The organism is Conexibacter woesei DSM 14684 (assembly GCF_000025265.1).
GTDB lineage: Bacteria > Actinomycetota > Thermoleophilia > Solirubrobacterales > Solirubrobacteraceae > Conexibacter > Conexibacter woesei.
The window spans coordinates 3,259,558-3,284,973 of the sequence record NC_013739.1 but is presented as its reverse complement, the minus strand read 5'-3'; the positions used below and the strand labels follow the sequence as shown (position 1 = coordinate 3,284,973).

22 protein-coding genes are annotated in these 25,416 nt (G+C 72.4%); 9 read left to right on the top strand and 13 right to left on the bottom strand.

What is annotated here, in order from left to right:
• Positions 1-50 precede the first annotated feature (50 nt).
• A complete protein-coding gene (locus CWOE_RS30750; protein WP_012934548.1) occupies positions 51-1,460 on the top strand; it encodes a glycoside hydrolase family 6 protein in 1,410 nt (469 codons plus the stop codon).
• A gap of 131 nt (positions 1,461-1,591) precedes the next feature.
• Entirely contained in the window at positions 1,592-3,019 is a 1,428-nt protein-coding gene (locus CWOE_RS15355) for a glycoside hydrolase family 6 protein (protein ID WP_148261028.1), read from the top strand.
• Between the two features lie 37 nt (positions 3,020-3,056).
• Here CWOE_RS15355 and dxs read toward each other — a convergent pair whose 3' ends face one another.
• Genes dxs through efp form a run of 5 tightly spaced genes read right to left on the bottom strand, consistent with a single transcriptional unit; the run spans position 3,057 to position 7,104 of the window.
• Positions 3,057-5,003 (bottom strand): 1-deoxy-D-xylulose-5-phosphate synthase, encoded by a 1,947-nt coding sequence (dxs, locus tag CWOE_RS15350; protein ID WP_012934546.1) that lies wholly within the window; start codon positions 5,001-5,003, stop codon positions 3,057-3,059.
• Positions 5,000-5,890, bottom strand: coding sequence for a polyprenyl synthetase family protein (locus CWOE_RS15345; RefSeq protein WP_012934545.1), 891 nt, complete (start codon positions 5,888-5,890; stop codon positions 5,000-5,002). Before CWOE_RS15345 ends, dxs begins: the two co-directional genes overlap by 4 nt.
• On the bottom strand, positions 5,887-6,105 hold the full coding sequence (locus tag CWOE_RS15340; RefSeq protein WP_012934544.1) for a hypothetical protein: 219 nt from the start codon (positions 6,103-6,105) through the stop codon (positions 5,887-5,889). The genes CWOE_RS15345 and CWOE_RS15340 overlap by 4 nt, the downstream gene beginning before the upstream one ends.
• Positions 6,102-6,536 carry a transcription antitermination factor NusB gene (nusB, locus tag CWOE_RS15335; RefSeq protein ID WP_148261027.1) on the bottom strand — a complete coding sequence of 145 codons (435 nt, stop codon included), beginning with the start codon at positions 6,534-6,536 and terminating at the stop codon, positions 6,102-6,104. The genes CWOE_RS15340 and nusB overlap by 4 nt, the downstream gene beginning before the upstream one ends.
• Before the next feature lie 7 nt (positions 6,537-6,543).
• Entirely contained in the window at positions 6,544-7,104 is a 561-nt protein-coding gene (gene efp, locus CWOE_RS15330; RefSeq protein WP_012934542.1) for an elongation factor P, read from the bottom strand.
• Between the two features lie 128 nt (positions 7,105-7,232).
• Here efp and CWOE_RS15325 point away from each other — a divergent pair, with 128 nt between their 5' ends.
• From CWOE_RS15325 to CWOE_RS15315, 3 genes are all read left to right on the top strand, one after another.
• On the top strand, positions 7,233-7,799 hold the full coding sequence (locus CWOE_RS15325) for a dihydrofolate reductase family protein (protein WP_012934541.1): 567 nt from the start codon (positions 7,233-7,235) through the stop codon (positions 7,797-7,799).
• 117 nt (positions 7,800-7,916) lie between these two features.
• Entirely contained in the window at positions 7,917-9,371 is a 1,455-nt protein-coding gene (locus CWOE_RS15320) for a DUF4214 domain-containing protein (RefSeq protein ID WP_012934540.1), read from the top strand.
• Positions 9,372-9,391: 20 nt separating this feature from the next.
• A complete protein-coding gene (locus tag CWOE_RS15315; protein ID WP_012934539.1) occupies positions 9,392-11,164 on the top strand; it encodes a DUF4214 domain-containing protein in 1,773 nt (590 codons plus the stop codon).
• A gap of 36 nt (positions 11,165-11,200) precedes the next feature.
• Here the strand turns inward: CWOE_RS15315 and CWOE_RS15310 are convergent, their stop codons facing one another.
• The 4 genes from CWOE_RS15310 to CWOE_RS15295 all read right to left on the bottom strand — a co-directional run bounded on the left by CWOE_RS15310 (position 11,201) and on the right by CWOE_RS15295 (position 16,126).
• On the bottom strand, positions 11,201-11,488 hold the full coding sequence (locus tag CWOE_RS15310; RefSeq protein ID WP_012934538.1) for a putative quinol monooxygenase: 288 nt from the start codon (positions 11,486-11,488) through the stop codon (positions 11,201-11,203).
• Positions 11,489-11,547: 59 nt separating this feature from the next.
• Positions 11,548-12,765, bottom strand: coding sequence for a calcium-binding protein (locus tag CWOE_RS15305; RefSeq protein WP_012934537.1), 1,218 nt, complete (start codon positions 12,763-12,765; stop codon positions 11,548-11,550).
• A 101-nt stretch (positions 12,766-12,866) separates the two neighbouring features.
• The gene (locus CWOE_RS15300) at positions 12,867-13,769 is read right to left on the bottom strand and encodes a formylglycine-generating enzyme family protein (RefSeq protein WP_012934536.1); all 903 of its coding nucleotides are present in this window, start codon (positions 13,767-13,769) and stop codon (positions 12,867-12,869) included.
• Positions 13,766-16,126: an arylsulfatase gene (locus CWOE_RS15295; RefSeq protein WP_012934535.1), complete on the bottom strand. Its 2,361-nt coding sequence runs from the start codon at positions 16,124-16,126 to the stop codon at positions 13,766-13,768. The genes CWOE_RS15300 and CWOE_RS15295 overlap by 4 nt, the downstream gene beginning before the upstream one ends.
• A 142-nt stretch (positions 16,127-16,268) precedes the next feature.
• Here CWOE_RS15295 and CWOE_RS15290 point away from each other — a divergent pair, with 142 nt between their 5' ends.
• The 4 genes from CWOE_RS15290 to CWOE_RS15275 all read left to right on the top strand — a co-directional run bounded on the left by CWOE_RS15290 (position 16,269) and on the right by CWOE_RS15275 (position 21,082).
• The gene (locus CWOE_RS15290) at positions 16,269-16,553 is read left to right on the top strand and encodes a helix-turn-helix domain-containing protein (RefSeq protein ID WP_012934534.1); all 285 of its coding nucleotides are present in this window, start codon (positions 16,269-16,271) and stop codon (positions 16,551-16,553) included.
• A 163-nt stretch (positions 16,554-16,716) separates the two neighbouring features.
• The gene (locus CWOE_RS15285) at positions 16,717-17,616 is read left to right on the top strand and encodes a phosphatase PAP2 family protein (protein ID WP_012934533.1); all 900 of its coding nucleotides are present in this window, start codon (positions 16,717-16,719) and stop codon (positions 17,614-17,616) included.
• 75 nt (positions 17,617-17,691) lie between these two features.
• Complete coding sequence (locus CWOE_RS15280; RefSeq protein ID WP_160165522.1) at positions 17,692-19,773, top strand: glycoside hydrolase family 44 protein; 2,082 nt, start codon at positions 17,692-17,694, stop codon at positions 19,771-19,773.
• A gap of 19 nt (positions 19,774-19,792) precedes the next feature.
• A complete protein-coding gene (locus CWOE_RS15275) occupies positions 19,793-21,082 on the top strand; it encodes an MFS transporter (protein WP_012934531.1) in 1,290 nt (429 codons plus the stop codon).
• Here the strand turns inward: CWOE_RS15275 and CWOE_RS15270 are convergent.
• From CWOE_RS15270 to aroC, 4 genes are read right to left on the bottom strand one after another with little or no spacing between them, the layout of a single operon-like run.
• The gene (locus CWOE_RS15270; protein WP_012934530.1) at positions 21,079-22,170 is read right to left on the bottom strand and encodes a M24 family metallopeptidase; all 1,092 of its coding nucleotides are present in this window, start codon (positions 22,168-22,170) and stop codon (positions 21,079-21,081) included. The genes CWOE_RS15275 and CWOE_RS15270 overlap by 4 nt on opposite strands.
• The gene (locus CWOE_RS15265) at positions 22,167-22,640 is read right to left on the bottom strand and encodes a type II 3-dehydroquinate dehydratase (RefSeq protein ID WP_012934529.1); all 474 of its coding nucleotides are present in this window, start codon (positions 22,638-22,640) and stop codon (positions 22,167-22,169) included. The genes CWOE_RS15270 and CWOE_RS15265 overlap by 4 nt, the downstream gene beginning before the upstream one ends.
• Entirely contained in the window at positions 22,637-24,235 is a 1,599-nt protein-coding gene (locus CWOE_RS15260) for a bifunctional shikimate kinase/3-dehydroquinate synthase (RefSeq protein WP_012934528.1), read from the bottom strand. The genes CWOE_RS15265 and CWOE_RS15260 overlap by 4 nt, the downstream gene beginning before the upstream one ends.
• Positions 24,223-25,389 carry a chorismate synthase gene (gene aroC / locus CWOE_RS15255; RefSeq protein ID WP_012934527.1) on the bottom strand — a complete coding sequence of 389 codons (1,167 nt, stop codon included), beginning with the start codon at positions 25,387-25,389 and terminating at the stop codon, positions 24,223-24,225. The genes CWOE_RS15260 and aroC overlap by 13 nt, the downstream gene beginning before the upstream one ends.
• Positions 25,390-25,416 lie beyond the last annotated feature (27 nt).

The window sequence follows — 25,416 nt, the reverse complement described above, 5'->3', positions numbered from 1 at the left end:
CCGATCAAGCGGGGGCAGCACGTCCCGTCCCCTCCCGCTCCCGGTTGCCCATGCCCCAGCCTCTGCTCCGTCTCGTGCTGCTCGCGCTCGCCGCGCTGGCACTCGCTCCCGCCGCGGCGTCCGCGCGCGGCAGCGTGCAGCTCACCTCCAGCCAATTCACCGTGAACGAAGGTGACGGCGATGCCGTCATCACGGTCGTGCGCGACGATGCCGGCGGTGCCGGCCAGGTCCGCTACGACGCGTACTACGACCGCAGCGCCGAGGCGAACCAGGACTGGAAGCCCGTCCAGGGCCGGATCGAGTTCGCCCCGGGCCAGCGCGAGGCGTCGTTCCGGATCCCGATCGTCGACGACACGATCGTCGAGGCGTCCGAGACGGTGAAGGTCGGGATCTACGGCCCGCATCCGATGCGGCTCGGCGAGCCCAACCGCGGCATCCTGACGATCGTCGACAACGACGCCGTCGGCGCCGAGCGCGACCCGCTCAACCCGCTCGGCCTCGACGTCGCGCCGACGAACGGCAACCCGCTCCAGGGCGCGCGCTTCTTCGTCGACGAGGAGTGGGGCCTGGCGCAGATGGCGATCAAGAGATACCGCCGGACGAATCCGGGCGCGGCCTCCCAGCTGCGCGTGATCGCCGAGCAGCCTGAGACGAAGCGCTTCGGCACGTGGACGAAGAACCCGCGCCACGAGCTCGCGACCTACCTCCAGCGCGTCCAGACCGAGGACCCCGGCGCGGTGCCGCTGGTCGCGACCTACCGTCTCAAGCACCTCGAGTGCGGCGGCGTCAGCGACTCCGCCGCCGACGCCGAGTCGTACAAGCGCTGGTACGACGAGTTCGCCGCGGGCGTCGGCAACCAGCGGATCGTCCTCTTCTACGAGATCGACGCGCTGATCACGACCAGATGCCTCTCGCGTGCCGGCCTGAACCGCCGCACCGAGGAGGTCCGCTATGCGATCGACGTGCTTTCGAAGCTCCCCCACGCGGTCGTCTACGTCGACGCCGGCAGCGGCCTGGCGCACCAGCCGCGGTACATAGCCTGGCTGCTGAGACGCGTCGGCGTCCACAAGATCGAGGGCTTCTTCACGAACGCCACGCACCAGAACACGACGCGGCGCGAGATCGCCTACGGCCGCCTGCTGGTCCGCCTGCTCGGCGGCAGACCGCGCTTCGTCGTCAACACGTCGAGCAACGGCCAGGGCCCGCTCGTCCCGAGAGACCGCGTCAAGGAGGGGAACTCCTACCGCTGCAACGCTCCCGGACGCGGCCTCGGCCCCAAGCCGACGTCCGCCGTGCCGCCGCAGTACCGCAGCCTCGACGGCCTCTTCTGGATCGGCAACCCCGGCCGCTCCGCCGGCGGCTGCGGCAGAGCGTTCTTCGCCAGAATCCCGCCGACCGGCGCCTTCTGGCTGGAGTACGCGCTCCAGCTGATCAGACACGCCGACTTCCGCATCCGCTGAAAGCACCAATTCCTGCGCAGACCGTTCCATCGCTGCGAGGCGATGGAACGGGCGCGGACATCGGCCGATAGGCGCGCGCCACGGCGGGTACCGTGATGCGGGACCCCGACGCCTTGGGAGCCGTCGAGCCGATGTCCCGAATCGCGCAGCACCCCGTCTTGTCGTGCCTGATCGCAGCCGCCGCGGCGCTCGTCGCGGCGCTGCTCGCCGCGCCCCCGGCCGCCTTCGCGGCGGGAACCGTGAGCCTCACGTCGACCTCGTTCACCGTGAAGGAGGGCGACGGCGGCGCCGTCATCACCTTCGTCCGCAGCGAGGCGGCAAGAAGAGGCCAGGTGCGGTTCGGCGCATGGCACAGAAGCGCCCAGCAGTTCCAGGACTACAAGCCGGTCAAGGGCCGCGTCGACCTCGCACGCGGGCAGACGGAGGGCTCGTTCACGGTGCCGATCGTCGACGACCCGCTCGTCGAAGGGCCCGAGACGATCGCCGTCGGCATCTTCGGCACGTACCCCGAGAGAGTCGCCGAGCCCGACCGCGCGATCCTGACGATCGAGGACGACGACGCGATCTCGACCGAGCCGCGCGACCCGGTCAACCCGCTCGCGCTCGACCCGCCGCCCCCGCCCGGCGGCAACCCGCTGCACGGCGCCCGCTTCTACGTCAACCCGGGCCAGACGATCGCGGGCGCCTACGCGCGCAAGATCAGCGGCTCCCAGCCGCAGGCCGCCGGCATGCTCGCGACGATCGCCGACCAGCCCGAGGCGAAGCGCTTCGGCAGCTGGAACGACCGCCCGGGCTACGTCGTCGCGAAGTACCTCGCGCAGGCGTTCCACGACGACGCGGGCGCGATCCCGCTGCTGGCGACGTACCGCCTGCGCCACATCAGATGCCACCGCGTCGGCGACTCGCGGCGCGAGGCCGAGAGCTACAAGCGCTGGTACCAGAACCTCGCGCAGGGGATCGGCAACCAGAGAGTCGTCGTCTTCTACGAGATCGACGCGCTGATCACGGCGCCGTGCCTGTCCGGGAAGGGGCTGCAGACGCGGATCGAGGAGATGCGCTCGGCGATCGACTCGCTCGCGCGGCTGCCGCACGCGGTCGTCTACGTCGACGCCGGCGCCAGCGACGCGCACAACCCGCGCTTCATCGGGTCGCTGCTGCGCAAGGTCGGCGTCCACAAGATCCAGGGCTTCTTCACGAACTCGACCCACCACAACCGCACGACGAAGGAGATCCGCTACGCGAACGGGCTCTCGCGCGCCACGGGCGGCAAACACTACGTCGTCAACACGGCCGTCAACGGCAAGGGCGCGCTGCGCCCGAGACATCGCGTCCGCTTCGGCAACTCGATCCGCTGCAACCCGAGAGGGCGCGGCCTCGGTCCGAGACCGACGTGGGACGTGCCGCCGCAGTACCCGCGACTCGACGGCGTCTTCTGGATCGGCAACCCCGGCCGCTCAGCCGGCAACTGCGGCACCTCGACCGGTGCGCCGCCGACCGGCACCTTCTGGCTCGACTACGCGCTGGAGCTGATCAAGAACGCGGACTACCGCATCCGCTAGCGGGGATCTCTCGCCGGCTGGCGCCGGCAGCGAGGCGCTACGCCGTCGCGCGCGGTCTGGAGCCGACGGCCGACAGCACGCGCTCGGCGATCGCCGCGCCGGTGAAGCCGACCTCTTCGTGCAGCAGCGCCGGGGCGCCGTGCGTGACGAAGCGGTCCGGCAGGCCGACGCGGAGGATCCGCGAGGCGATGCCGCTGTCGGACAGCGTCTCCCACACGGCGGAGCCGAAGCCGCCCGCGAGGACGCCCTCCTCGACCGTCACGAGCAGCTCGTGCTCGGCCTGCAGCTGCGCGACGAGGCCGGCGTCGATCGGCTTCGCGAAGCGCGCGTCGGCGACCGTCGCGGCGATCCCGTGCTCGGCGAGCAGGTCGGCCGCCTCGGACGCCTTCGCGACGCCGGAGCCATACCCGAGCAGCGCGACCTTGCCGTCGCCCTCGCGCAGGATCTCACCGCTGCCGATCTCGATCGTCTGCGGCGCGGACGGCAGCGGGGTCCCGAGCGCCTCGCCGCGCGGGTAGCGCAGCGCGACCGGGCCGTCGTCGTAGACGAGCGCGGTGTGCAGCATGTGCACGAGCTGCGCCTCGTCGCGCGGCGCCATCAGGACCATGTGCGGGAGCGGGCGCAGGTAGGCGATGTCGAAGACGCCGTGGTGCGTCGGGCCGTCGTCGCCGACGAGTCCGGCGCGGTCCATCGCGAAGACGACGTTCAGTCTCTGCAGGGCGACGTCGTGGACGATCTGGTCGAACGCGCGCTGGAGGAAGGTCGAGTAGATCGCCGCGACGGGCTTGCAGCCCTGCAGCGCGAGCCCCGCGGCGAACAGGATCGCCTGCTGCTCGGCGATGCCGACGTCGAAGTAGCGCTCCGGCAGCTCCTTCTGGAGGATGTTCAGGCCGGTGCCCGAGTTCATCGCGGCGGTGATGCCGACGACGCGCTCGTCGCGGCGGCACTCCTCCACGAGCGCGTTGCCGAAGACGGCCGTGTACTGCGGCGGCTTCGGCTTCGCCGCGCCGTTGGCGGGAGCCGGCTTCGACGGCGCGGGGGCGCCGTTGGCGATCGAGTTCGGCTTGGCGGCATGCCACTTCTCCATGCCCTCCAGGCCGCCGTCCTCGGCCGGCGCGAAGCCCTTGCCCTTGACTGTCGAGACATGGACGACGACCGGCCGCTCGGCCGCTATCGCCTCTCTCAGCGCCTCGCGCAGCGCGTGCACGTCATGGCCGTCGACGACGCCCATGTAGGCCCAGTCGAGCTCCTCCCACAGCATGCCGGGCGCCCAGAACGCCTTGATCGACTCCTTCAGCTGCGGGCCGAGGTGGGCGAAGCGCTCGCCGATGCCGGCCGGCAGCTTCGTCAGGCCGTCCTCGACGCCCTCGCGCGCCTTCCACAGCTTCGGGTTCAGCCGCACGCGGTTGAAGTAGCGCGACAGCGCGCCGACGTTCGGCGAGATCGACATCCCGTTGTCGTTGAGCACGACGACCATCGGCGTGCCGAGCCCGCCGGCCTGGTGGACCGCCTCGAAGGCGACGCCGCCGGTCATCGCGCCATCGCCGATGACGGCGACGACCGCGCCGTCCTCGCCCTGACCGTGGCGCATCGCCTCCTTCAGCCCGACCGCGTAGCCGATCGAGGTCGAGGCGTGGCCGGCGCCCATGATGTCGTGCTCGGATTCCTCGATCGCGCAGAACGGCGTCAGGCCGCCGTACTTGCGGATCGTGGCGAGCTGGTCGCGGCGGCCGGTGAGGACCTTGTGCGGGTACGCCTGGTGGCCGACGTCCCAGAGGATCTTGTCGCGCGGCGAGTCGAGCAGCGAGTGCAGCGCGACCGCCAGCTCGCACGTGCCGAGGTTGGCGCCGAAGTGGCCGCCGATCTCCCCGACCGTGTCGATGATGTGCTCGCGCACCTCCTGCGCCAGCTGCTGCAGCTGCTCGTCGGACAGCTCGTGGAGGTCCTGGGGACGCTCGATGTGCGGGAGGATCGGTTCGCTCATGACGTTCGCGTGTAGATGAAGTCGGTGATCTGCGCCAGCTCCCCGGCGCCGCCCGGTGCGGCGGCGTTGAGCGCGGCGCGGGCGTTCCGGTGCGACTCGGCGGCCAGCTCGCGTGCGCGGTCGAGACCGAACTCGCTCACGTACGTGCGCTTGCCGAGGCGCTCGTCGCTGCCCTGCGTCTTGCCCAGCGCGTCGTCGGTGCCGACGACGTCGAGGATGTCGTCCACGATCTGGAAGAGCACTCCAAGCTCGCTCGCGAAACTGCGGAAGGAGTCGATTGTCGCACGTGGCTGGTCGGGAGCGAGCAGCAGCGGGCACATGATCGAGGCGCCGATCAGCCTGCCCGTCTTGAGCGAGTGCAGGTGGCGCAGGCCCGCCGCGTCGCGCGGCGCGGAATCGGTCACGTCGAGGTACTGCCCGCCGACCATGCCGTTCACGCCCGTCGCGGACGCCAACTCGCGCACGGCGGCGAGGATCGCCGCGGGCTCCCCCGCCTGCCGTTCGAGCACGTGCCGGAACGCCTCGGCGTAGAGGCCGTCGCCGGCGAGGATCGCGACGTTCTCGCCGAACGCCTTGTGGCAGGTCGGCCTCCCGCGGCGCAGGTCGTCGTCGTCCATCGCGGGCAGGTCGTCGTGGATCAGCGAGTACGTGTGGATCAGCTCCAGCGCCGCCGCGATCGGCAGCGCCTCGGCCGGGTCGCGCTCGATCGCCCGCGCGGTCGCGAGCGCCAGCACGGGCCGGATCCGCTTGCCGCCGGCGAGCAGCGAGTAGCGCATCGCCTCTTCGAGGCCGTCCGCGCCGGCGGTCTCGGCCGCGACGAATCTGATCGCGGCGAGGTACTCCTCCACCTGGCGGCGGAGGTCGTCGGGGTAGGCGTCGGCGGTCATGCGCGGTCGGTCGGCAGCGTCGTCTGGCCCGGTGCGGGCGGGTCGGCGGCGTTGCGGACGCGGCGGTCGAGCTCGTTGGCGGCGTCGCCCGCGAGGCGCGCGCACTCCTCGACCAGGCGCGCAGCCTGCTCGGGCTCCAGCTCGCCGCCGCGCAGCTGCGCGGCGGCGTCCTCCAGCTGACGCGAGAAGTACTCGAGCTGGTCGATCCCCGTCATGCCGCCCCGTCCTTGCGCTCGCGGTTGCCGACTGCCGGGCGCTCGGCGCGCAGGATCGCGGCCAGCACGCCGTTGACGAAACCGGGTGCGTCGGCGCCGCAGTACGCCTTCGCCGTCTCGATCGCCTCGTCGATCGCGCCCTCGGGCGGGATCGGGCGCTCGGCCGGCACGTCGCCGGGGTGCAGCATCTCCAGCAGGCTGACGCGCAGGATCGAGCGCTCCAGCGGGGCGATCCGCTGCAGCGTCCAGCCCTCGGCGTGGCGGCTGATGAGGGCGTCGAACTCGGCCTGGCGGGCGAGCGCCGCCTGGGCGAGCGCACGCGTGAAGTTCGCGGCGTCCTTCGGCAGCGTCTGTTCGAGCGGACGGCCGGTCAGGTCATGCTGGTACAGCGCGAACACCGCTTCGCGTCGCTGATCGCTTCGTCGAGCCACGACGGCGCTACGCGCGGGACACGTAGTCGCCGGAGCGCGTGTCGACCCGCACCTTGTCGCCGATGTTGACGAACAGCGGCACCTGGATCTTGGCCCCGGTCTCCAGCGTCGCCGGCTTCGTGCCGCCGCCGGAGGCGGTGTCGCCGCGCAGACCGGGCTCGGTCTCGGTGACCTCCAGGTCGACGGCGCTCGGCAGCTGGATGTCGGCGGGGACGCCGTCGATCGACAGCAGGTCGACCTCGTCGCTCGCGCGCGTCCACTGCAGCGCCTCTCTCAGCAGGCCCGTCGGGATCGCCGTCTGCTCGAAGCTCTCGACGTCCATGAAGTGCGCGTCCGCGTCGTCGGAGTAGAGGAACTGCATCTTGCGCACCTCGGTGCGCACGGAGCGGAACTTCTCCCCAGCGCGGAACGTCTTGTCGATCACGTTGCCGTCGGTGGTGCGGCGGAGCTTCGTCCGCACGAACGCCGGGCCCTTGCCGGGCTTGACGTGCTGGAACTCGACGACCTTGAAGATCGTGCCGTCGACCTCGATGTGATTGCCGTTCTTCAGCTGGTTCGTAGAAATCATCCGGCTGGGGATTGTAGGGCGGCGAGCGGATCGCGGGTCAGCGGGGCTCGCGGGATCGTCGCCGTCGATCTCCCACCCGAATCCACCGAGGGCGATGAATTTCCCTCGTGGGGTAGGTCTCTACCGACATGAGCGATAGGAAAGTAGTTCTCAAAATGGTCTTGTCCCTCGACGGTTTTGCCACCAGCCCCGACGGCACGCATGGATGGATGTTCGAGTGGTTCGGCGACGACTCGGGCGAGTGGAACCGCCGCGCGCTCGAGGAGGCCGGAGTCCACGCGATGGGCCGCCGCAGCTACGAGATCATGGGCCCGTACTGGGCCGCGTCCGACGGGCCGATCGCAACCGCGATGAACGAGAAGCCGAAGGCTGTCTTCTCTCACACCCTGGAGAAGGCGGAATGGGGACCGGTCGAGATCTTCGGAGGTGACCTGGGCGCGGAGATCGCGGAGTTGAAGGCTCGGGACGACGAAGGGACGATCCTGGTCCACGGCGGCCCCGACTTCGCCACGTCGCTGACCCGCCTGGGCCTCGTCGACGAGTACCAGCTCACGACGGTCCCGATTGCGATCGGCGCGGGACACAGCCCATTCGCGGATCTGGAAGAGCACCTGAAGCTGGACGTCGTCGCAGAGGAACGCTTCCAGAGCGGAGCCCTCGCGCAGATCCTGGTGCCGAAGCGATCGCAGCAGTGATCGCTCGAGGTGAAGTGGGCGGTTGCGCGCGCGTCGCTTGTTCGGATAGTTTCCGGTCAAACGGGGACGAGGGGGAGCATGCGCGCGCAGCGGCGAGGGTCAGCAGTCGGACGATCGATGGCGCTCGCGGGCGTCGTTGCGCTGCTCGCAGCGGGCGCCGCCGCGGCGGCTGAGCCGTACCCGGTCGCGGAGCCGCTTCCGGATCGCAACCCGGCGGTCCACGACGCCTATGACGGTGAGTGGCAGGTCTCTCCGCCGAGACCGAACGAGAACCCGTATCTCGTCCCGATCACCGACTACAGACCGGCGCTCCATCGCCTCACGGCGATCGTCGCCGACTCGACCGTCAACTTCCTAGACGCACGCTGGCTCGACGCCAAGATCGTGATCAGCCAGGGAACGCCGGTGATTCCGCTCGTGACCGACGGGCCGCTGTGGGACTACTCGGTCGACGGCTCGGTGCTGACGCAGGCGAACCCGCTGTTCCCGATCGACCGGGTCCTCGGCCGCGACGAGACGCCCGACCGCCTGATCATCGCCCAGGGCGTCAACAACGCGAGCCCGACCTGGCACGGCGGCTGGACGACGTGGGACGAGTGGCGCTACGGCCAGGTCGTCGACGTCGCGGGCGCCGGCGTCGACTGCATCGTCGTCGTCACGCCCGGTTACAAGACCGGTCCCGGGGATCCCAACGCCCAGTACGGCCCGGCCTCCCTCGCCGTTCGCGCCAACCTCGACGCCGCCGCGGCGTGGATGCGGACGAAGGCCGCGAGCAGCTCGCGCTTCGTGCTGGCCGACTGGCACGCGCTGTCGATCTCGCGCCCCGAGTGGTGGTTCAACAACGTCCACCCGAACGACGCCGGCTCGGACCAGTACGAGGCGCTGATCACGCGCGCCGCGCGGCAGTGCTCCGATCCCGTCGGCTGGCCGGCGCCGAGCGCCGTCGTCAGCGAGAAGCTGATCAAGGCCGCCTACGCGGACTTCCTCGGCATCGCGAGAGTGGCGCAAGCTGACCTCGACTACTGGAGCGGCCAGCTCGCCAGAAGCGGCTACCGCGCGACGCCGTTCTTCGGCCAGCTGACGAAGGACGACGGATTCAGCACCGAGGTGATCGACGGCCTCTACAGACAGCTGCTCGGCCGGGCTGCGAGCAGAGACGACCTGATCTACTGGCGGCCGGGCGTCGAGGCGCAGAGCACGACGGTCGCCGACCTCGCACAGGGCCTCCTGGCCAGCAGAGAGCTCTCCGCCGGCACCGACGCGAGCGGCTTCGTCGACCGGGTGTATGACCGCGTGCTCGATCGCACGGCGTCGAGAGCGGAGCGCGACTACTGGGTCGGCGAGCTGGGCGGCTCCAGCAACGGCACCGTCGGCCGCGCGATCTTCCAGTCGGCCGAGAGCCGCGTCCGCCGCGCCGCCGCGCTCGGCGACCGGTACCTCGGGCGCAGCTTCAACAGACTGGAGCAGGAGTACTGGCGCACCGTGCTCGCGACGAACGACGGCAACGACGTCGCCATGGCGATCGCGCTGGCGAAGCTGCCCGAGTACCTGCGGACCGCCCAGACCCGATGACCACGCCACAGGAGAAGCGCATGCGACGACGGACGAGGGCGCGGCGGCTGGGGCTCGGCGTCGCGCTGTTCGCGCTCGCGGGCGCGATGAGCGGCTGCGACGCCGCGACGGTGCAGTCGATCCTCGACGACCACGCCGACACCGCCACCACCGGCGAGGTCAACAGCGCCGACAACGGCGCCAGCATCCCGCTCGGCGGCGGCAAGACGCTGCTGATGTTCAACGACGCCTATCTCGGCCCGCTCGAGCCCGATCGCGAGCGTCCGCTGAACTCGAAGCTGGTCAACAACGCGGTCGTCGTCTGGAACTCGAACGGCAACACGACCAACACGTACATCGGCCCCGGCGAGACCGCGCAGTTCAAGCCCGCCGACCCCGCCAACTTCTACTGGCTGACCAACGGCGTCAAGGACGGCTCGACGATCCGCTTCCTCGCTCAGGAGCGGGTGAAGCCGGTCCCGCCGAGAAGAGACTTCCCGCTCGTCGCCAACGTCGTGATCTCGGTCCCGGTGTCGAACCTCGACGCGACGCCGTCCGTCGCACGGCTCCCGATCGGGAGCCACGGGGCGACCTGGGGCGAGGGCATCCTCTCCTGGAACGGCGACTGGTACGTCTACGGCGCCGTGCAGGACGGACTGGCGCACAGAACGCTGCTCGCGAGAGCGCCCCAGGCGTCGCTCGCCAGCCTGTCGAGCTGGCGCTACTACCAGCCCTCCGCCGGCACCTGGTCGATGTCGCAGGACGCGGCCGGCGCGCTGCTCAGCTCATCGGGGAGCCACGTCCCGCACATGCTGCACCCGACGGTCAACGGCAGCGAGATAGTCTCGCTCGCCAGCAGCAGCGTGTTCGACAGAGCGTTCCGCTGGGCGTCGAGCGCCACCCCGTGGGGCGTCGTCACCGTCGGCGGCAACGCCTACGCGCCGCCCGAGTCCGGCCAGGCGTGCGGCAGCGGCGGAACCCGGATCGTCTACTCGGTCCACCCCCACGACCAGAGCGACCCGGCCGAGAGCCTGTGGAGCTACTCCACGACGTGCTGGGCCCCGACGCCCGGAACCTCTCCGGGCCGCTACGCGCCCGACTACCGGCCGCGCATGATCAACCTCGACCTCGCCGACGCGCCGACGCCATGCCCCGAGCTCGGCGAGGCGACGACGCGCAGCTTCGTGCGGGCGTCGTATGAGGACATGCCGCGCCGCACGCCGGCGAGAGCCGAGGCCGACTACTGGACGACGGAGATCGCCGCCAAGGGCCACTGCCGGTCGCGGATGATCGCCCAGCTTGCCCGTGACGGGGACTACGTCGGGAACCTGGTCGACGAGGCGTACCAGATCACGCTCAGCCGGGCCCCGGCGAGAGCGGCCCGGGACTCCCGCGCCGGCCGGATCATCGACGGCACCGACACATCGACGGACCTCTACGCGTCGCTGCTCTCCAGCGGCGAGTTCTTCGCCAACGCCGGGAGCACCGACAGAGGGTTCGTCACCGCGCTGTACCTGCGCCTGCTGGGCGCGACGCCCTCGGCGGGCGACCTTTCGTTCTGGGTCGGCCGCACGGGCGCGGTCGGCCGGGAGGTCGTCGCGCGGGAGATCTACCAGTCACCCGACTCCCGCACCCGGCGCGCCAACGCGTTGGCCGAGGCGTACCTGGGCCGGAGATTCACCGCCGGCAGAGAGCTGGACTACTGGCGAGCGCGGCTCGGAGAGGCGTCCAACAACGACGTCACGGTGACGCGTGATCTCGTCAACACCGCCGAGTACCTGTCGCGGGCCGAGGTGCGCTTCCCGTTGGCGTGACGACGTGAGCGACCGCCCGACGCGGCCGAGCGCGCCTCACGGCGCCTCGGTCGCGGAGACGCGGTGCTTGCTGACATCGGCACCGAGGATTCGCGCGGCGAGCCCGTCGTCGTCCGGGCCCGCGCCGCGAAACGCCTCCAGCTCCGCGTCGGACTCCCAGCGCTCGTAGACGTTGACGCGCGCCGGGTCGAGCGTGTCGGCGGTGAGTGCGAAGTCGAGGCAGCCCGGCGCGCTGCGGGCCTGCGCGACGACCTGCGCGCACTCCGCGACGTAGGCGTCGCGGTCGGCGGGATCGACGATGAGGTGGCCGGCGATGATCAGCATGCTGGTTACGACTGCGCCGCCGCCGCGAACTCATCGCTCGCGGTTGCGGCGTTCCCGCCTCACCCCCGGATGGTCACGCTGCGGCCCGCCGACGGCTGCGTCCCACGCGGGCGGACGACGGCCTCCGCGGCGACGGTGCGGCCGCTTCTGAGCGCAGCGCGGCCGGCGCGCGTCGGCGTGAGAAGGATGCTTGCACGCGCGCCGCGCCGCACGGCGTAGCTGCCTGAGGCGAGCGTCGCCGGACTCCGTCCGGCGCTGCGCAGCAGAACCGTCCCGCGGCAGGCTGCGGCGGAGGTCGCCGGGCACGCCAGTGGGACGGGGATCGCGCCGTCGGCGTGGCGCAGCCTGCCGGCGGCGACCGCCGGCGCCCAGGTGACCCGCTCGCAGGTGCCCGCGGCGAGCACGTCACCGGCGTCCGCGTAGGCGACGTCGGCGCCGTCGCTGCAGTCGAGCCGGTCGCCGCCGGCGCCGTCGAGCGCGTCGAGGGTGTCGTTCCCGCCGCGGCCCGCGAGCGTGTCGCGCCCGCGGCCACCGGTCAGCCGGTCCTCCCCGCCACCGCCCTGGAGCACGTTCGCCGCGTCGCTGCCGGAGATGACGTTGCCCTCGTCGCCGCCCGTCACGTTCTCGACGTCCGGCAGGACGTTGTCGCCCTCGCCGCCACGGCCGTCGTTCGCGCGGCCGTCGAGCGAGATCGCGAAGCGCTCGGCCGTCGCGTCGTACTCGACCGTGTCCGTCCCCGCGCCGCCGCGGACCGTGCCGCCCGGCGTCGGTCCCGGCGGCAGCTGCGAGACCGAGTAGTGGTCGTCGGGGCGCAGCGTGTCGTCGCCGTCGCCGCCGTCGAGCTCGCCGCGCGTCTCGTACGCGCGCAGGGTGTCGTTCCCCGGTCCGCCGGCGATCCGCACGCGCGTCGGCGCTCTGACCGTGGACGTGTAGCGGACGTCGTCGTTCCCGCCGGCGACGTCGACCAGCACGCTCGCGGGCGGCGCGCCGCCGAACGCGCACTCACCGAGGCCGAGCGTGAGCTGGCAGCCGGCGCCGGCGACCGGTCGCGGATCGGCGACGTCGGTGGTGAAGAACCACGCCGCGCCGCTGTCGTCGCTGCCCACGCCGAGGTGGATCAAGTCGTCCACCCCGCTGCCGTCGACGAACCGTGCGACGCCGCCCTCGACGCTCACCGTCCCAGCAGAGGCGGTCGTGGTGGAGCTGCTCGCGACCGCCAGCGCGGCCGCCACGACGGCGATCGCGCTGCGAGCGGGGACGGCGCTGCGGTGGCGCATCTGGACCTCGGCGTGTCGACGGCGAATCGCGGGCGAGTCTAGCCGCGCGGCGGGTCGGTGAAACTGGCGTCGGGGGCGCGCCGGGTGCTCGGCGCCGGGGATCACCGCCTGACGCAGCGGAAGCCGATGTGGCTCGTCGAGGTGTCGATCGCCTCGCCCTGACGGGCCGCGGGGCGGTAGCGGAGGCAGTAGTTCGGCGCGCAGAGGTGCGAGCCGCCCTTGATCACGCGCCTGGGGATGTGGGCGCCGGGCTCCTGCCCGCGAGCGGGAGCGGGTGCGCAGCAGGCGGCGGGCGCGGCCGGCGCGGCGGCGGGCGTCGGCGCGGCCGGCGTGAAGAGGTCGGCCGTCCACTCCCACACGTTCCCCGCCATGTCGTAGAGGTCGTAGCCGTTCGGCGGGAAGGTCGCGACAGGCGACGTTCCCTCCCAGCCCTTCGCCTTCAGGTTTTGCCACGGGAACTCGCCCTGCCAGTGGTTGGCCATCAGCCGCCCGCCGGGGCGCTCGTCGTCGCCCCATGCGAAGCGGGCGCCGTCGAGCCCGCCGCGCGCGGCGTACTCCCACTCGGCCTCCGTCGGCAGCGCCTTGCCGGCCCACGCCGCGTACGCGACCGCGTCCTCGTGCGCGATGTGGACGACGGGGTGGCGGTCCCGGCCGCGGGTGCTCGTGCCCGGTCCGCCGGGATGGCGCCAGTCCGCTCCCGGCACCCACGCCCACCAGCGCCGCCAGTGGTCGAGCGAGACACGCTCGCGCGGTTTGCGGAAGACGAGCGACCCCGGCACCAGCAGCTCGGGGTCGGCGCCGGGGTACATCGCCGGATCCGGCGGCTTCTCCGCCAGCGTCACGTAGCCCGTCTCGTCGGCGAAGCGGCGGAACTCCCGCACCGTCACGAGCCGCGGGTCGATCGCGAAGCCACCGACCGCGACCTCGCGCACCGGGCGCTCCTCCGGATAGAACTCCTCAGAGCCCATCCGGAAGCTGCCGCCGTCCAGCTCGACCATGCTCATTGGTGGATCAAAGCAGCCTGCAGGTGCGCCTCCGGCGGGACGAGGTGGTTGTGATCGTCGCCGCCGAGGTCGATCTGCGCCCACAGGATCGATCCGCCGCCGAAGCGGCCTCTCGGCGCCGCGTAGCCCTCGAACACCGGCATCCCGCTGTCGAGGCCGACGTCGAGCCCTTCGTCGAAGGAGAAGTAGAGCGGGTGCGTGCGCTCCACCCTCCCCTCCCCGACCGCGCTCCCGTCGACGAACAGCGTGACGCTGCCGCCGCGGCCGATCCCACCGCCGTCGTAGCCGAACTCGGCCCGCAGCTGGTGCCTCCCGGCCGCGATCGGCGCGCTCGACTCGATCGTCGCCCGTCTGAGGCCGCAGTAGTTGTAGTGGTAGGCGAGTCTGCCGCCGTCGGTCACGAGCAGCGCCCAGCCGCCGGTCCGGCCGCCCTGCGCGACGAGCGCGCCGCTCGCGCTGCCGTCCGTCTCGACCTCGACCTCGGCGGTGACGGAGTAGGAGCGGTTCTTGACGTTGATCGCGACGTTCTCGCCGAGCCGCTTCATCCCCGGGTAGAGCCGCAGGCGGTCGCCGGTGACGAGCGTCGGACGGCCGGCGATCTCGGGGTTCATCCGCTCCGCCGCGCGATCGTCGAGCGGCAGCACGTTGTGCCGCACCGCCTCGATCAGGAACAGCTGCTGCAGCTCGGCGAGCTTCGCCGGCTGCTCGGCGGAGAGGTCTCTCGCCTGGCTCCAGTCGCTCGTCGTGTCGTACAGCTCCCACACGTCGGCGTCGAACGGGTGCGGTCTGGAGACGACGTCCCACGGCGTGCGGTGCTTCGTGACGGCGGTCCAGCCGCGGTGGTAGATCCCGCGGTTGCCCATCAGCTCGAAGTACTGCGTGTGATGGCGCTCGTCCGCGTCGGCGTCGTCGAACGAGTAGGCGAACGAGACGCCCTGCATCGGCACCTGCGTGACGCCGTTGACGGTGTCGGGCTCGGCGATCCCGGCCAGCTCGAGGATCGTCGGCGCGACGTCGATCACGTGGTGCCACTGCGTGCGCACCTCGCCGCTCGCTCTGATCCGCGCCGGCCAGTGGACGATCGTGCCGTTGCGCGTCCCGCCGTAGTGCGAGGCGACCTGCTTGGTCCACTGGTACGGCGCGCACAGCGCATGCGCCCAGGCCACCGAATAGTGGTTGTACGCTCTCGGGCCGCCGACCTCGGACAGGTGCTCCTGCCAGAACTGCGGCGTCTCGTACTCGCCGCCGCCGTTGGACGCGGTCGTGATCATGTACGCGCCGTTGAGCCCGCCCTCGGCCGAGGCCCCGTTGTCGCCGATGATGTACAGCACGAGCGTGTCGTCGAGCACCCCCAGCTCCTCCAGCGCGTCGAGCACGCGGCCGCACTCGGTGTCGGCGTACTCGAGGAACGCGGCGTAGACCTCCATCTGGCGGGAGAGGATCGGTCTCCATTCCGCCGGCACGTCGGCCCACGCGGCGATCCCGTCGGGCCGTCTCGTCAGCTCGCAGTCGGCGGCGACGACGCCCAGCTCTCGCTGGCGGGCGATCGAGCGTTCCCGCAGCGCGTCCCAGCCGTCGTCGAACTGCCCCTTGTACTTGTGGATCCACGCTCTGGGGACGTGATGGGGCGTGTGGGTCGCGCCGGGCGCGAGGTAGGCGAAGAACGGCTTGTCGGGTGTCAGCGACTGCTGCTCGCGGACGTACGCGATCGTGCGGTCGGCGAGGTCGGTCATCAGGTGATAGTCGGGATCGTCGGGCGGCTCGACCGTGCTGGTGCCGTCCACGAGCGCCGGCGTGAACTGGTTCGTCTCGCCGCCGATGAAGCCGAAGAAGCGCTCGAAGCCGCTGTTGACCGGCCAGTGGTCGAACGGCCCGGTCGGTCCCGACTCCCACACGGGAACCTCGTGGCACTTGCCGAACTGCGCGGTGTTGTAGCCGTTCTGGCGCAGGATCTCCGCCAGCGGCGTCGCGGAGTTGGGGCGGGTCGAGCGGTAGCCGGGCGCCGGCGTCGCCGTCTCGGTGATGTGGCCCATGCCGACCGCGTGGTGGTTGCGCCCGGACAGCAGCGCCGCGCGCGTCGGCGAGCAGAGCGAGGTCGTGTGGAAGCGGCTGTAGCGCAGGCCGCTGCCCGCGAGCCGCTCCGCGGTCGGCGTGTGGATCGGCCCGCCGAACGTGCTGGAGGCACCGAAGCCGACGTCGTCGAGCAGCATGATCAGCACGTTCGGCGCGCCTCTTGGCGGGCGCTTGGCCTCGATCGCCGGCAGTCTCTCCGGCAGCTCGCGGACGTCGAACGCGAGCGGGCCGCTGTACACCTGGTCGGGCTTCGGCAGGCTCACTCCGTTGCTCTGACTGCTCATTCGGGCTCCTGACTGCGCTGGTTCGGCGTTCGGCGTGCGTGGGCGGGACGCTGGCGCCCTACCGGGTGATGGCGCTTCACCCGGGGCGGGTGAGCGGTGGGCGACGCGGTTCCGTCCGCACCCCCGGCGAACATCTGTTCGCATGGAGCACGGCGTCATCACGATCACGACGGCCGACCGGCTGGCGTTCGGGCGAGCGGTACGGGAGCTGCGCGGGCGCCGCGGCATGTCGTTGAGCGAGCTGGGCCGCGCGACGCTCGTGCACGAGGGCTATCTCGGCGCCGTCGAGCGGGCGGAGGTCGAACCGACGCTGCGCACGATGGTGCGGGTCGCCGGCGGTCTCGGCGTGCCGCTGTCGGTCCTCGTGGAGCGGTACGAGACGCGCCGCCGCGCGGCTGACGGGGGCGGGCGCGATGGGGGTGCGTGAGCGGCCGGGCGCGGGGCGCGGCGCGGCGGGCGGAGGCCAGCCGGTGGATGGTGCGTGAGCGGCGGGGCGCGGGGCGCGGCGCGGCGGGCGGAGGGCAGCCGGTGGATGGTGCGTGAACGGGGCGGGCGCGTGAGCGACGGCGGGCGCGCGTAGTCTGAGCCGGGTGGCCCGCCTGCGTCCCCTCCCCCTGCTCGGCCTCGCGGTCGGGTGCGCCGGCGCCGTGGCGGCGACGTACGCGGTGCTCGTGCGCACCCATCGTGGGCAGCGCGTCGACCAGGGCGCCTTCGACGGCCGCGCGATCGCGTCCGCGACCGCGCACGACGCGGCGCAGCAGCTGCTGACGACGATCAGCGTCGGCACGCTCGCGGTCGCGATCGCCGCGCTCGTCGTGCAGGCGCTCGTCCGGCGCCGGGTCGCGCTCGCGCTCGTCGCCGGGACCGCGATCGGCGGCTCGGTCCTCACCACCCAGCTGCTGAAGCGCGTGCTGGAACGGCCGGACCTGCTGATCGACGGGCGGCTCTACGCCAACAGCTTCCCCAGCGGCCACGCGACGATCGCCTTCGCGGTCGGCGTCGCCGCGACGCTCGTCGCCCCGCCGCGGGCGCGGCGGCTCGTGTCGGTGCTCGCGGTCGCGTACGCGGCCGCGGTCGGGATCGCGGTGATCGCCGCCGGCTGGCATCGCCCGAGCGACGTCGCAGGCGCGTACTTCGTCGTCGGCACATGGGCGGCGCTCGCGGCGCTGCTCGACCTCGTGCTGGAGCGCCGGCGCGGCGGTGCCGCCGCCTGGCCGCGGCCCGCGGTCGCGCGCAGCTACCTCGTGATCGGCGGCGTGCTGCTTGCCGCCGGCTACGCCTCCACGCTCGCGATCGTCGCCGCCGGCCGCGCCGGGGCGATCGATTGGACGGCCGTCAACGCCGCCTTCGCTGGCGCCTGCGTCGCGGTCGCCGGACTCGCCGCGGTGCTGATGGCGGCGCTGCTGGGAGCGGTGCGCGCGGCCCACCCCGCTCCCGCTCGCCGGACGCCCCGCCCGCGCGCTCCTGCGACGGCGACCAGGCGCGGCTGAGATCCCCCGCCGCGGCGCGGGATGCCGACCACGCAACTGCTCACCACCAATCAGGACATCAAGTACGGTCAGCGCATGCGCAGCGTGTCGCCGACCAGTTCTCCGTGGCTGCGCGCGCTCAGCCGCCCGCCCCTACGACGCCTGCTTTTGCCCGTCGCAGCGGCGTTTGCGCTGCTTCCACCGCTCTCCGCCGCAGCCGCGACGGGCCCCGCGCTCACGGTCGACGCGACCGCCGACCGCCACCCGATCGCACCAGAGATCTATGGCATGAGCTTCGCCGATCCCGCGGTGGCGAGAGAGCTGGCACTGCCGCTGAACCGCTGGGGAGGGAACCACGCCGATCGCTACAACTGGCGGATCGACACGTGGAACACGGCGAACGACTGGTACTTCGAGAACGTCGCCGGCTGCTGGCCTGGCTGCTCCGCTCCCCCCGCCGAGCCCGCGCAGGCGTACCGGCGGATCATCGACGGCGACCAGGCGACCGGCGCCCAGACGCTGCTGACACTGCCGATGGTCGGCTGGGTGGCGAAGCAGGCGGCGTACTCGCAGCCGCTGCCGTGCAGCTACCCGATCGGAGACTTCCCGTCACAGGAGTCGTTTGACAGGTGGAACGGCGTCTGCGGGAACGGCCGCGACACTGCCAGAAACCCGCTGACGGCCAACCCCGCGCTCGCGAACGAGCCCTCCGACGAGCGGCTGTCCGCCGCCTGGATCGCCGACATCCGCGCACGCTACGGCGCCGGCGCGGTCCGCTTCTACGGCCTCGGCAACGAGCCCGGCCTGTGGGACGAGACCCATCGTGACGTCCACCCCGCGCCGACGACCTCGGCCGAGCTGCTGAGCAGGTCGATCGCGCTCGCCGCGGCTGTCAAGGACGGCGACCCCGGCGCCCAGGTGCTCGGCTTCTCCGAGTGGGGTTGGCCGAACTACTTCAAGAGCGCGGCGGAGGAGGCGGGCAGACCCGATCCCGCAAAGCCCGCCGGCGTCGCGATGGCGGCGTGGTTCCTCGACGGGATGCGCGCCGCCGGCGAGGTCCGCGGCGAGCGGCTGCTCGACTACCTCGACCTGCACTACTACCGCCAGGGCGACGAGACGACCGACGTCACGCGCTCGCTGTGGGACCCGACCTACGTCGACCCGAGTTGGATCGGCCAGCCGATCCAACTGCTTCCGCGCATGCGGGCGTGGGTCGACCAGCACTACCCCGGGACGAAGCTGGCGCTGAGCGAGTACGACCTGTCGGTCTCCGACCCGTTCCTCAGCACGCTGATCCAAGCCGACACGCTCGGCATCTTCGCGCGCGAGCGCGTCGGTCTCGCGGCGCGCTGGGATCCGCCCGGTCCCGCGAGCGTCGAACGCGACGCCTTCCGCGTCTACCGCAACTACGACGGCGCCGGCGGCCGCTTCGGCGACACGTGGGTCCGGTCGGTCAGCGACGACCAGGCCCGGGTCGCGGTCTACGCCGCGCAGCGCAGCGGCGACGGCGCGCTGACGGTCCTCCTCGTGAACAAGTCGAGCCAGCCGCAGTCGAGCCCGCTCACCGTGAGCGGACGCGGCGGGGCCGGCGGCGCTGCGGTGCAGTCGTGGAGTTGGTCGCGCGCGGCGCCGACGCTCGCCCGCGGCGCCGACGTCGCGCTCGCCGCCGAAGGTCAGCCGACCACGCTCGCGCTGCCGCCGCGGTCGCTGACGCTGCTCGTGGTGCCAGCCGGGTCGGCGGGTGGCGGCGGAGGAGGCGGAGGCGGAACAGGCGAAGGCGGGACCGGCGGCGGCACGGGCGCCGGCGTCGGCGCGGGCACGAGAGCTCCGCCGAGCGTCGGCGGTCGCCCGGGCGCGGCGCCCGTGGGAAGAGCGGAAGGCGCGGGGCAGTCACCGGCCGCTCTCATCGGCCTCCCGCCGAACAGACGCTGCATCCGCACCTCGACGCTCCGCTTCAGACTCAGATCGCCGGTGCGCGGCAGACGCATCCGCTCGGCGCGCGTCGTGGTCGGCGGACCCCGCGCGCGCGGAGGCAAGCGGCTCAGCGGGCGCCAGCTCGCCAGACCGGTCGTGATCGACCGCCTCCCACGGGGCAGGTTCACCGTCACGGTCCACATCCAGCTCGCGGGCGAGCGCGGTGCGAAGGTCGCGTCGCGCCGCTACGCACGCTGTCGCTGACGGACGCCGAACGAGAACGATGGCCCGCTTTTCGCTGCTGTGGAGTCACCGGGACTTCCGCTGGCTGTTCCTGAGCCAGACGATCTCCACGACCGGCGACCGGATCGTGCTCGTCGCGCTCGCGCTGCTCGTGACCGAGCGAACCGGCTCGACGACCGATCTCGGCCTCGTGCTCGGCGCCTACACGCTCGCGCACGTCTCGTTCGTCCTGCTCGGCGGTGTCTGGGCCGACCGCCTCCCCCGCCATCGGATCATGTTCTCGACCGACCTGATCCGCGGCGGGCTGCACGCGCTGCTCGCGGTCCTGATCCTCACCGACGTCGTGACGATCTGGCATCTGATCGCGATCGAGGCGCTGTTCGGCATGGCGGAGGCGTTCTTCCGCCCCGCCTTCAGCGGCCTCGTCCCGCAGACGGTGCCGGAGGAGCTGATCCAGGAGGCGAACGCGCTCAACAACCTGACGCAGACGATCGCGGAGTTCGCCGGGCCAGCGATCGCGACCGCGCTCGTGCTGACGGTCGGGACCGGCGCCGCGTTCGGCGTCGACGCGGCGACCTTCTTCGTCAGCGCCGCGCTGCTGACGCTCGTGCGCCCGCGCGAGCGCGGCAAGCCGGCGCCGCGGGCGCCGTGGCGGCGCGAGCTGCGCGAGGGCTTCGAGGAGGTCCGCTCCCGCACCTGGGTGTGGGTCACGATCTCCGTCTTCTCCTTCCAGTTGCTGGGCGCGTTCGCGCCGTACGTCGTGCTCGGCCCGACCGTCGCCGAGCAGCAGTACGGCGACGCGGCGTTGTACGGCTGGCTGGCAGCGAGCGTCGGCTTCGGCACGGCGCTCGGCTCGCTGCTCGCGCTGCGCTGGCGTCCGCGGCGGCCGCTCGTCGCCGGGATCCTGCTCGTGTTGCCGTTCTGCCTGCTGCTGACGGCGTTCGCGATCGGGATCCCGCTCGCCGTCGCGCTGCCGATCGGCGCGCTCACCGGGATCGGCGTCGCGCTGTTCGGCGTCTGGTGGCAGACGGCGCTCGCGCAGCGGATCCCCCCGCACGCCCTGTCGCGCGTGACCTCCTACGACTGGCTCGGCTCGCTCGCGCTGCTCCCGATCGGCTACGTGCTCGTCGGCGTGCTCGCGGAGCACGTCGGGGCGACCGAGGTGATGGCCGTCGGCGGCGTGCTCGCCGCGTCGGTCCTGCTGCTCGGACTGCTGCCGCGCGAGTCGCGCGAGCTGGGCAGCGGCGGCTCCGGCGACGTGCCGCCGACGGCGCCGGGCGCCCCGGCGGCGGCGGGCGCCGCCGGCGTCACGCCGCGCGCGGACGCCTAGAGAACCGTCAGATCCTTCGGCAGCGTGTTGAGGACGTCGTGGCCGTCGTCGGTGACGACGACGAGGTCCTCGATCCGCACGCCCAGCTCTCCCGGCAGGTAGACGCCGGGCTCGACGGTCACGACGTTGCCCGGCGCGAGCGTCGCTCTCGACGTTCTGGAGAGGCGAGGCGCCTCGTGGATCTCGACGCCGACCCCATGGCCGAGGCTGTGGCCGAACTCGTCGCCGTGGCCGGCCGCGGCGATCACGTCGCGCGCGGCGGCGTCGGCGTCTCTCGCGAGCACGCCCGGGCCGACCGCCGCCAGGCCCGCGAGCTGCGCCCGTGCGACCAGCTCGTAGATCTCGCGTGCGTGGTCGCTCGGCTCGCCCGCCGCGAACGTGCGCGTGCAGTCCGAGCAGTAGCCGTCCAGCTCGGCGCCCCAGTCGATCACGACGAGGCTGCCGGACGCGATCGGCACGTCGCGCGGGGTCGCGTGCGGCAGCGCCCCGTGGCCGGCGTGCGCGACGATCGTGTCGAAGCTCGGGCGCTGCGCGCCGAGGCGGCGCAGCTCGTACTCGAGCGCGAGCGCGACCTCGCGCTCGACGCGTCCGACGAGGCCGTCCTGCAGCACGCGCGTCAGCGCGCTGTCGGCGAGGATCGCCGCGGCGCGGATCCGCTCGATCTCGCTCGCGTCCTTCACCAGCCGCAGGTCCTCGACGATCCCACCGGCCGCGACCAGCTCGACGCGCTCGGGCAGCAGCTCGCGCAGCCGCTCCCGCGTGCGGACCGAGACGTGCTGGTCCTCGTAGCCGAGCCGCACGTCGCCCTGCGGCAGCGCGCCCTCGACCTCCCCGAGCAGGTCGGTCTCGCCGATCACGCGCTCGAACCCGTGCACCTGCTCCTGCGCCTGCGTGACGTAGCGGAAGTCGGTCACGAAGCGGCGCGTGTCGCCGGCTCCGACGACCGCGAGCCCGTTGGAGCCGGTGTAGCCGGTCAGGTAGCGGACGTTGACGAGGTCGGTGATCAGCAGCGCGTCCAGCTCGCGCTCGGGCAGCGCCGCGGAGATGCGGTCGGCACGCGCGGCGGCCCCGGCGGCGGTGGTGCTCATCTGCCTTCGTCCTCTCTCGCCTCGTTCGACACCAATGCCTCTCGTACCCGTTCGAGCGCGTCGCGGTACCCGTCCGGCCCCTTCCCGGCGACCGTCGCGATGCACAGCTCGCGGATCACCGACACGCGCCGCCACTCCTCGCGCGCGTTGACGTCGGAGAGGTGGACCTCGACGGCCGGCAGCCCCGCGATCTCGAGCGCGTCGCGGATCGCCCACGAGTAGTGCGTCCACGCGCCCGGGTTGAGGATCAGCGCGTCGGCCATGTCGTCGGCGCGGTGGAGGCGCTCGACGAACGCGCCCTCGTGGTTGCTCTGGAAGAACTGGACGCGCAGGCCCAGCTCGGCCGCGTGCTCGGAGATGCCGCGCTCGAGTCTGTCGAGCGTCACGGTCCCGTAGTGGGCGGCGGGCCGGCGCCCGAGCTGGTCGAGGTTGACGCCGTGCAGGACGAGCACGCGGTTGCGGCTTCTCATGTCGTCGCGCTCCCCGACGCCGCCAGCTCCTGGACGGCGGCGCGCAGCTCGCCGTCCGCGACCTGGCAGCCGGGGCGCGCCGCTCCGGGCCCGTCGAGCAGCACGAATGGCACGGGCGCTCCACTGCGCCGCTTCTTGTCGCGCGCGGTCGCGGCGACGACCGCGTCGAGGTCGACGACGGCGGCGTCCAGCTGCGTCGGCAGCCCCTGGGCGGCGAGCAGCACGGCGACCTCGTCGCGCAGCGTGTCCTGGCCGGAGAGGCGCAGCGCCGCGAGCAGGCCGAGGCCGACGGCCTCGCCGTGGCGGTACGTGGCGTATCTGGTGACGGTCTCGATCGCGTGGCCGACCGTGTGGCCGAGGTTCAGCACCTGCCGCACGCCGCCGTCGCGCTCGTCGAGTGCGACGACCGCGAGCTTCGTGCGCGCGCACTCGAAGATCATGTCCGCGTCCGGTAGGTCGCCCGTGCGGACGCGCTCCCACAGGTGCCCGCCGGCGATCAGCGCCGTCTTGACGACCTCGGCGTAGCCGGCGGCGGCCTCCTCGCGCGGCAGCGTCTTCAGCGTCTCGACGTCGACGACGACCGACGACGGCTGGTGGTAGGCGCCGACGTAGTTCTTCGCGCTCGGCAGGTCGACGCCGGTCTTGCCGCCGAAGGCGGAGTCGACCTGCGCGACGAGCGTCGTCGGGATCTGCACGATCGGGACGCCGCGCTGGTAGGTCGCGGCGACGAATCCGGCGAGGTCGCCGACGACGCCGCCGCCGAGCGCGACGAGGTGGTCGCTCTGCGTCATGCCGTGCTCGCCGAGCGCGACCCAGGCGGTCTCCGCCGTCTGCAGCGTCTTGTTCGTCTCCCCCGCGGGGATCGTGATCGTCGCCGCGATCGCGTCGCCCAGCCGCTGCGCGTACCGCGGGCCGACCTGGTCGTCGGTGACGAGGAAGCCGTTCCCGCGCACCGGCGAGAGCGACGCGCCGAGCAGGTCGCGGCCGACGAAGACGGGGTAGTCGCCGGACGCGCTCGTCGCCCACAGCAGGCGGCTGTCCATCCCGCCCGCCCGCGCGCCGGCGAGCGCCAGGATCGACGGCAGCGCGTCGTCGATGCGGTCTCGGCGGTCGGCCGGCACGACGACGTCGGCGGCGGCCATGTACATCGGGCGCCGGCGGATGTAGAGGTCGCGGAACTCCTGCGGGTCGCGCGCGAGCGGGCGGCCGCGACCGGCGGCACGCTCCCACGCGACGTTCACGTCGACGTCGAGCAGGATCGTCGTGTGGCGTCTGAGCGCGTCGCGGATGCGGGTGGACTGCAGCGCGCCGCCGCCGAGCGAGAAGACGCCGCCACGGGCCTGCTCGAGCAGGTCGCCGACGAGCTGCTCCTCCAGCGCGCGGAACGCCGCCTCGCCCTGCTCGGCGAAGCAGCGGTCGATCGGCATGCCGAGGTGCTCGGCTATCTGCGCGTCGGCGTCCGTGACGTCGACGCCGAAGCGCTTCGCGAGCCGGCGTGCGGCCGTCGTCTTGCCTGCGCCCATGAAGCCGACGAAGACGAGCGCGGAGCGCTCGGGCAACGTCAGCTCCTGCGGCTCGCTGGTCAGCGGCGCCATCCGATCCGCTCCTCGTAGGCGCGGACGGCTTCGCGCACGTCGTCGATGTGGTCGCCGCCGAACTTCGTGCGGTACGCGTCGGCGAGTACGTGCGCGAGCATCGCCTCGCCGACGACGCCGGCAGCCGGGACGGTGCAGGAGTCGGTCCGCTCGCGCAGCGCCTGCGCCGGCTCCTTCGTGTCGATGTCGACGGAGCGGAGCGGCTTGGTCAGCGTCGGGATCGGTTTCATCGCGACCCTCACGACGAGCGGCTCGCCCGTCGTCATGCCGCCTTCGAGGCCGCCGGAGTGGTTCGTCTCGCGGAAATAGCCGCGTTCCTCGTCGTAGAAGATCTCGTCGTGCGCCTGCGAGCCGGGCACGCCGGCGACGTCGAAGCCGTCGCCGATGCCGACGCCCTTCATCGCCTGGATCGACATCATCGCCATCGCGATCCGGCCGTCGAGGCGCTCCTCCCACGAGATGTGGGAGCCGAGGCCCGGGACGAGGCCGAAGGCGATCACCTCGAAGGTGCCGCCCAGCGACTCGTTCTGCTTGCGCAGGACGTTGATCTCGCCGACCATCGCTCTGCTCGCCTCGGCATCGAGGCAGCGGACCGGCGACTCGTCGACGCCCTCGAAGTCCTCGACGGTCAGCGCGGTGGTGCGGGCGGGCGCTCTGACCTTGGTGATCTGCGTGACGTGCGAGCGGACCTCGACGCCGACCGCCTTCAGGAACGCCTTCGCGAGCGCGCCGCCGGCGACGCGGGCGGCCGTCTCACGCGCGCTTGCGCGCTCCAACACGTTGCGGACGTCGCCGGTGCGGTACTTCCACGTGCCGACGAGGTCGGCGTGGCCGGGGCGCGGGAGATGGACCTCGGGGATCGATCTCTCGACCGGCCAGGGGTTCATCCGCTCTTCCCAGTTGCCGTAGTCCCTGTTCGGGATCTGGAGCGCGACGGGTCCGCCCATCGTGCGGCCGTGGCGGACGCCGGCCGTCACGTCAGCGCGATCTCTCTCGATCTTCATCCGCCCGCCGCGGCCGTGGCCGAGCTGGCGGCGTGCCATGTCGCGGTTGATCGCGTCCTGCTCGAGCTCGAGGCCGGCGGGAAGTCCTTCGACGATGCATGTGAGGCCGGGACCGTGCGACTCGCCGGCGGTGATGAGACGGAGCGCCATAGGGCCGTACAGGTTAGTTGGCGGGTT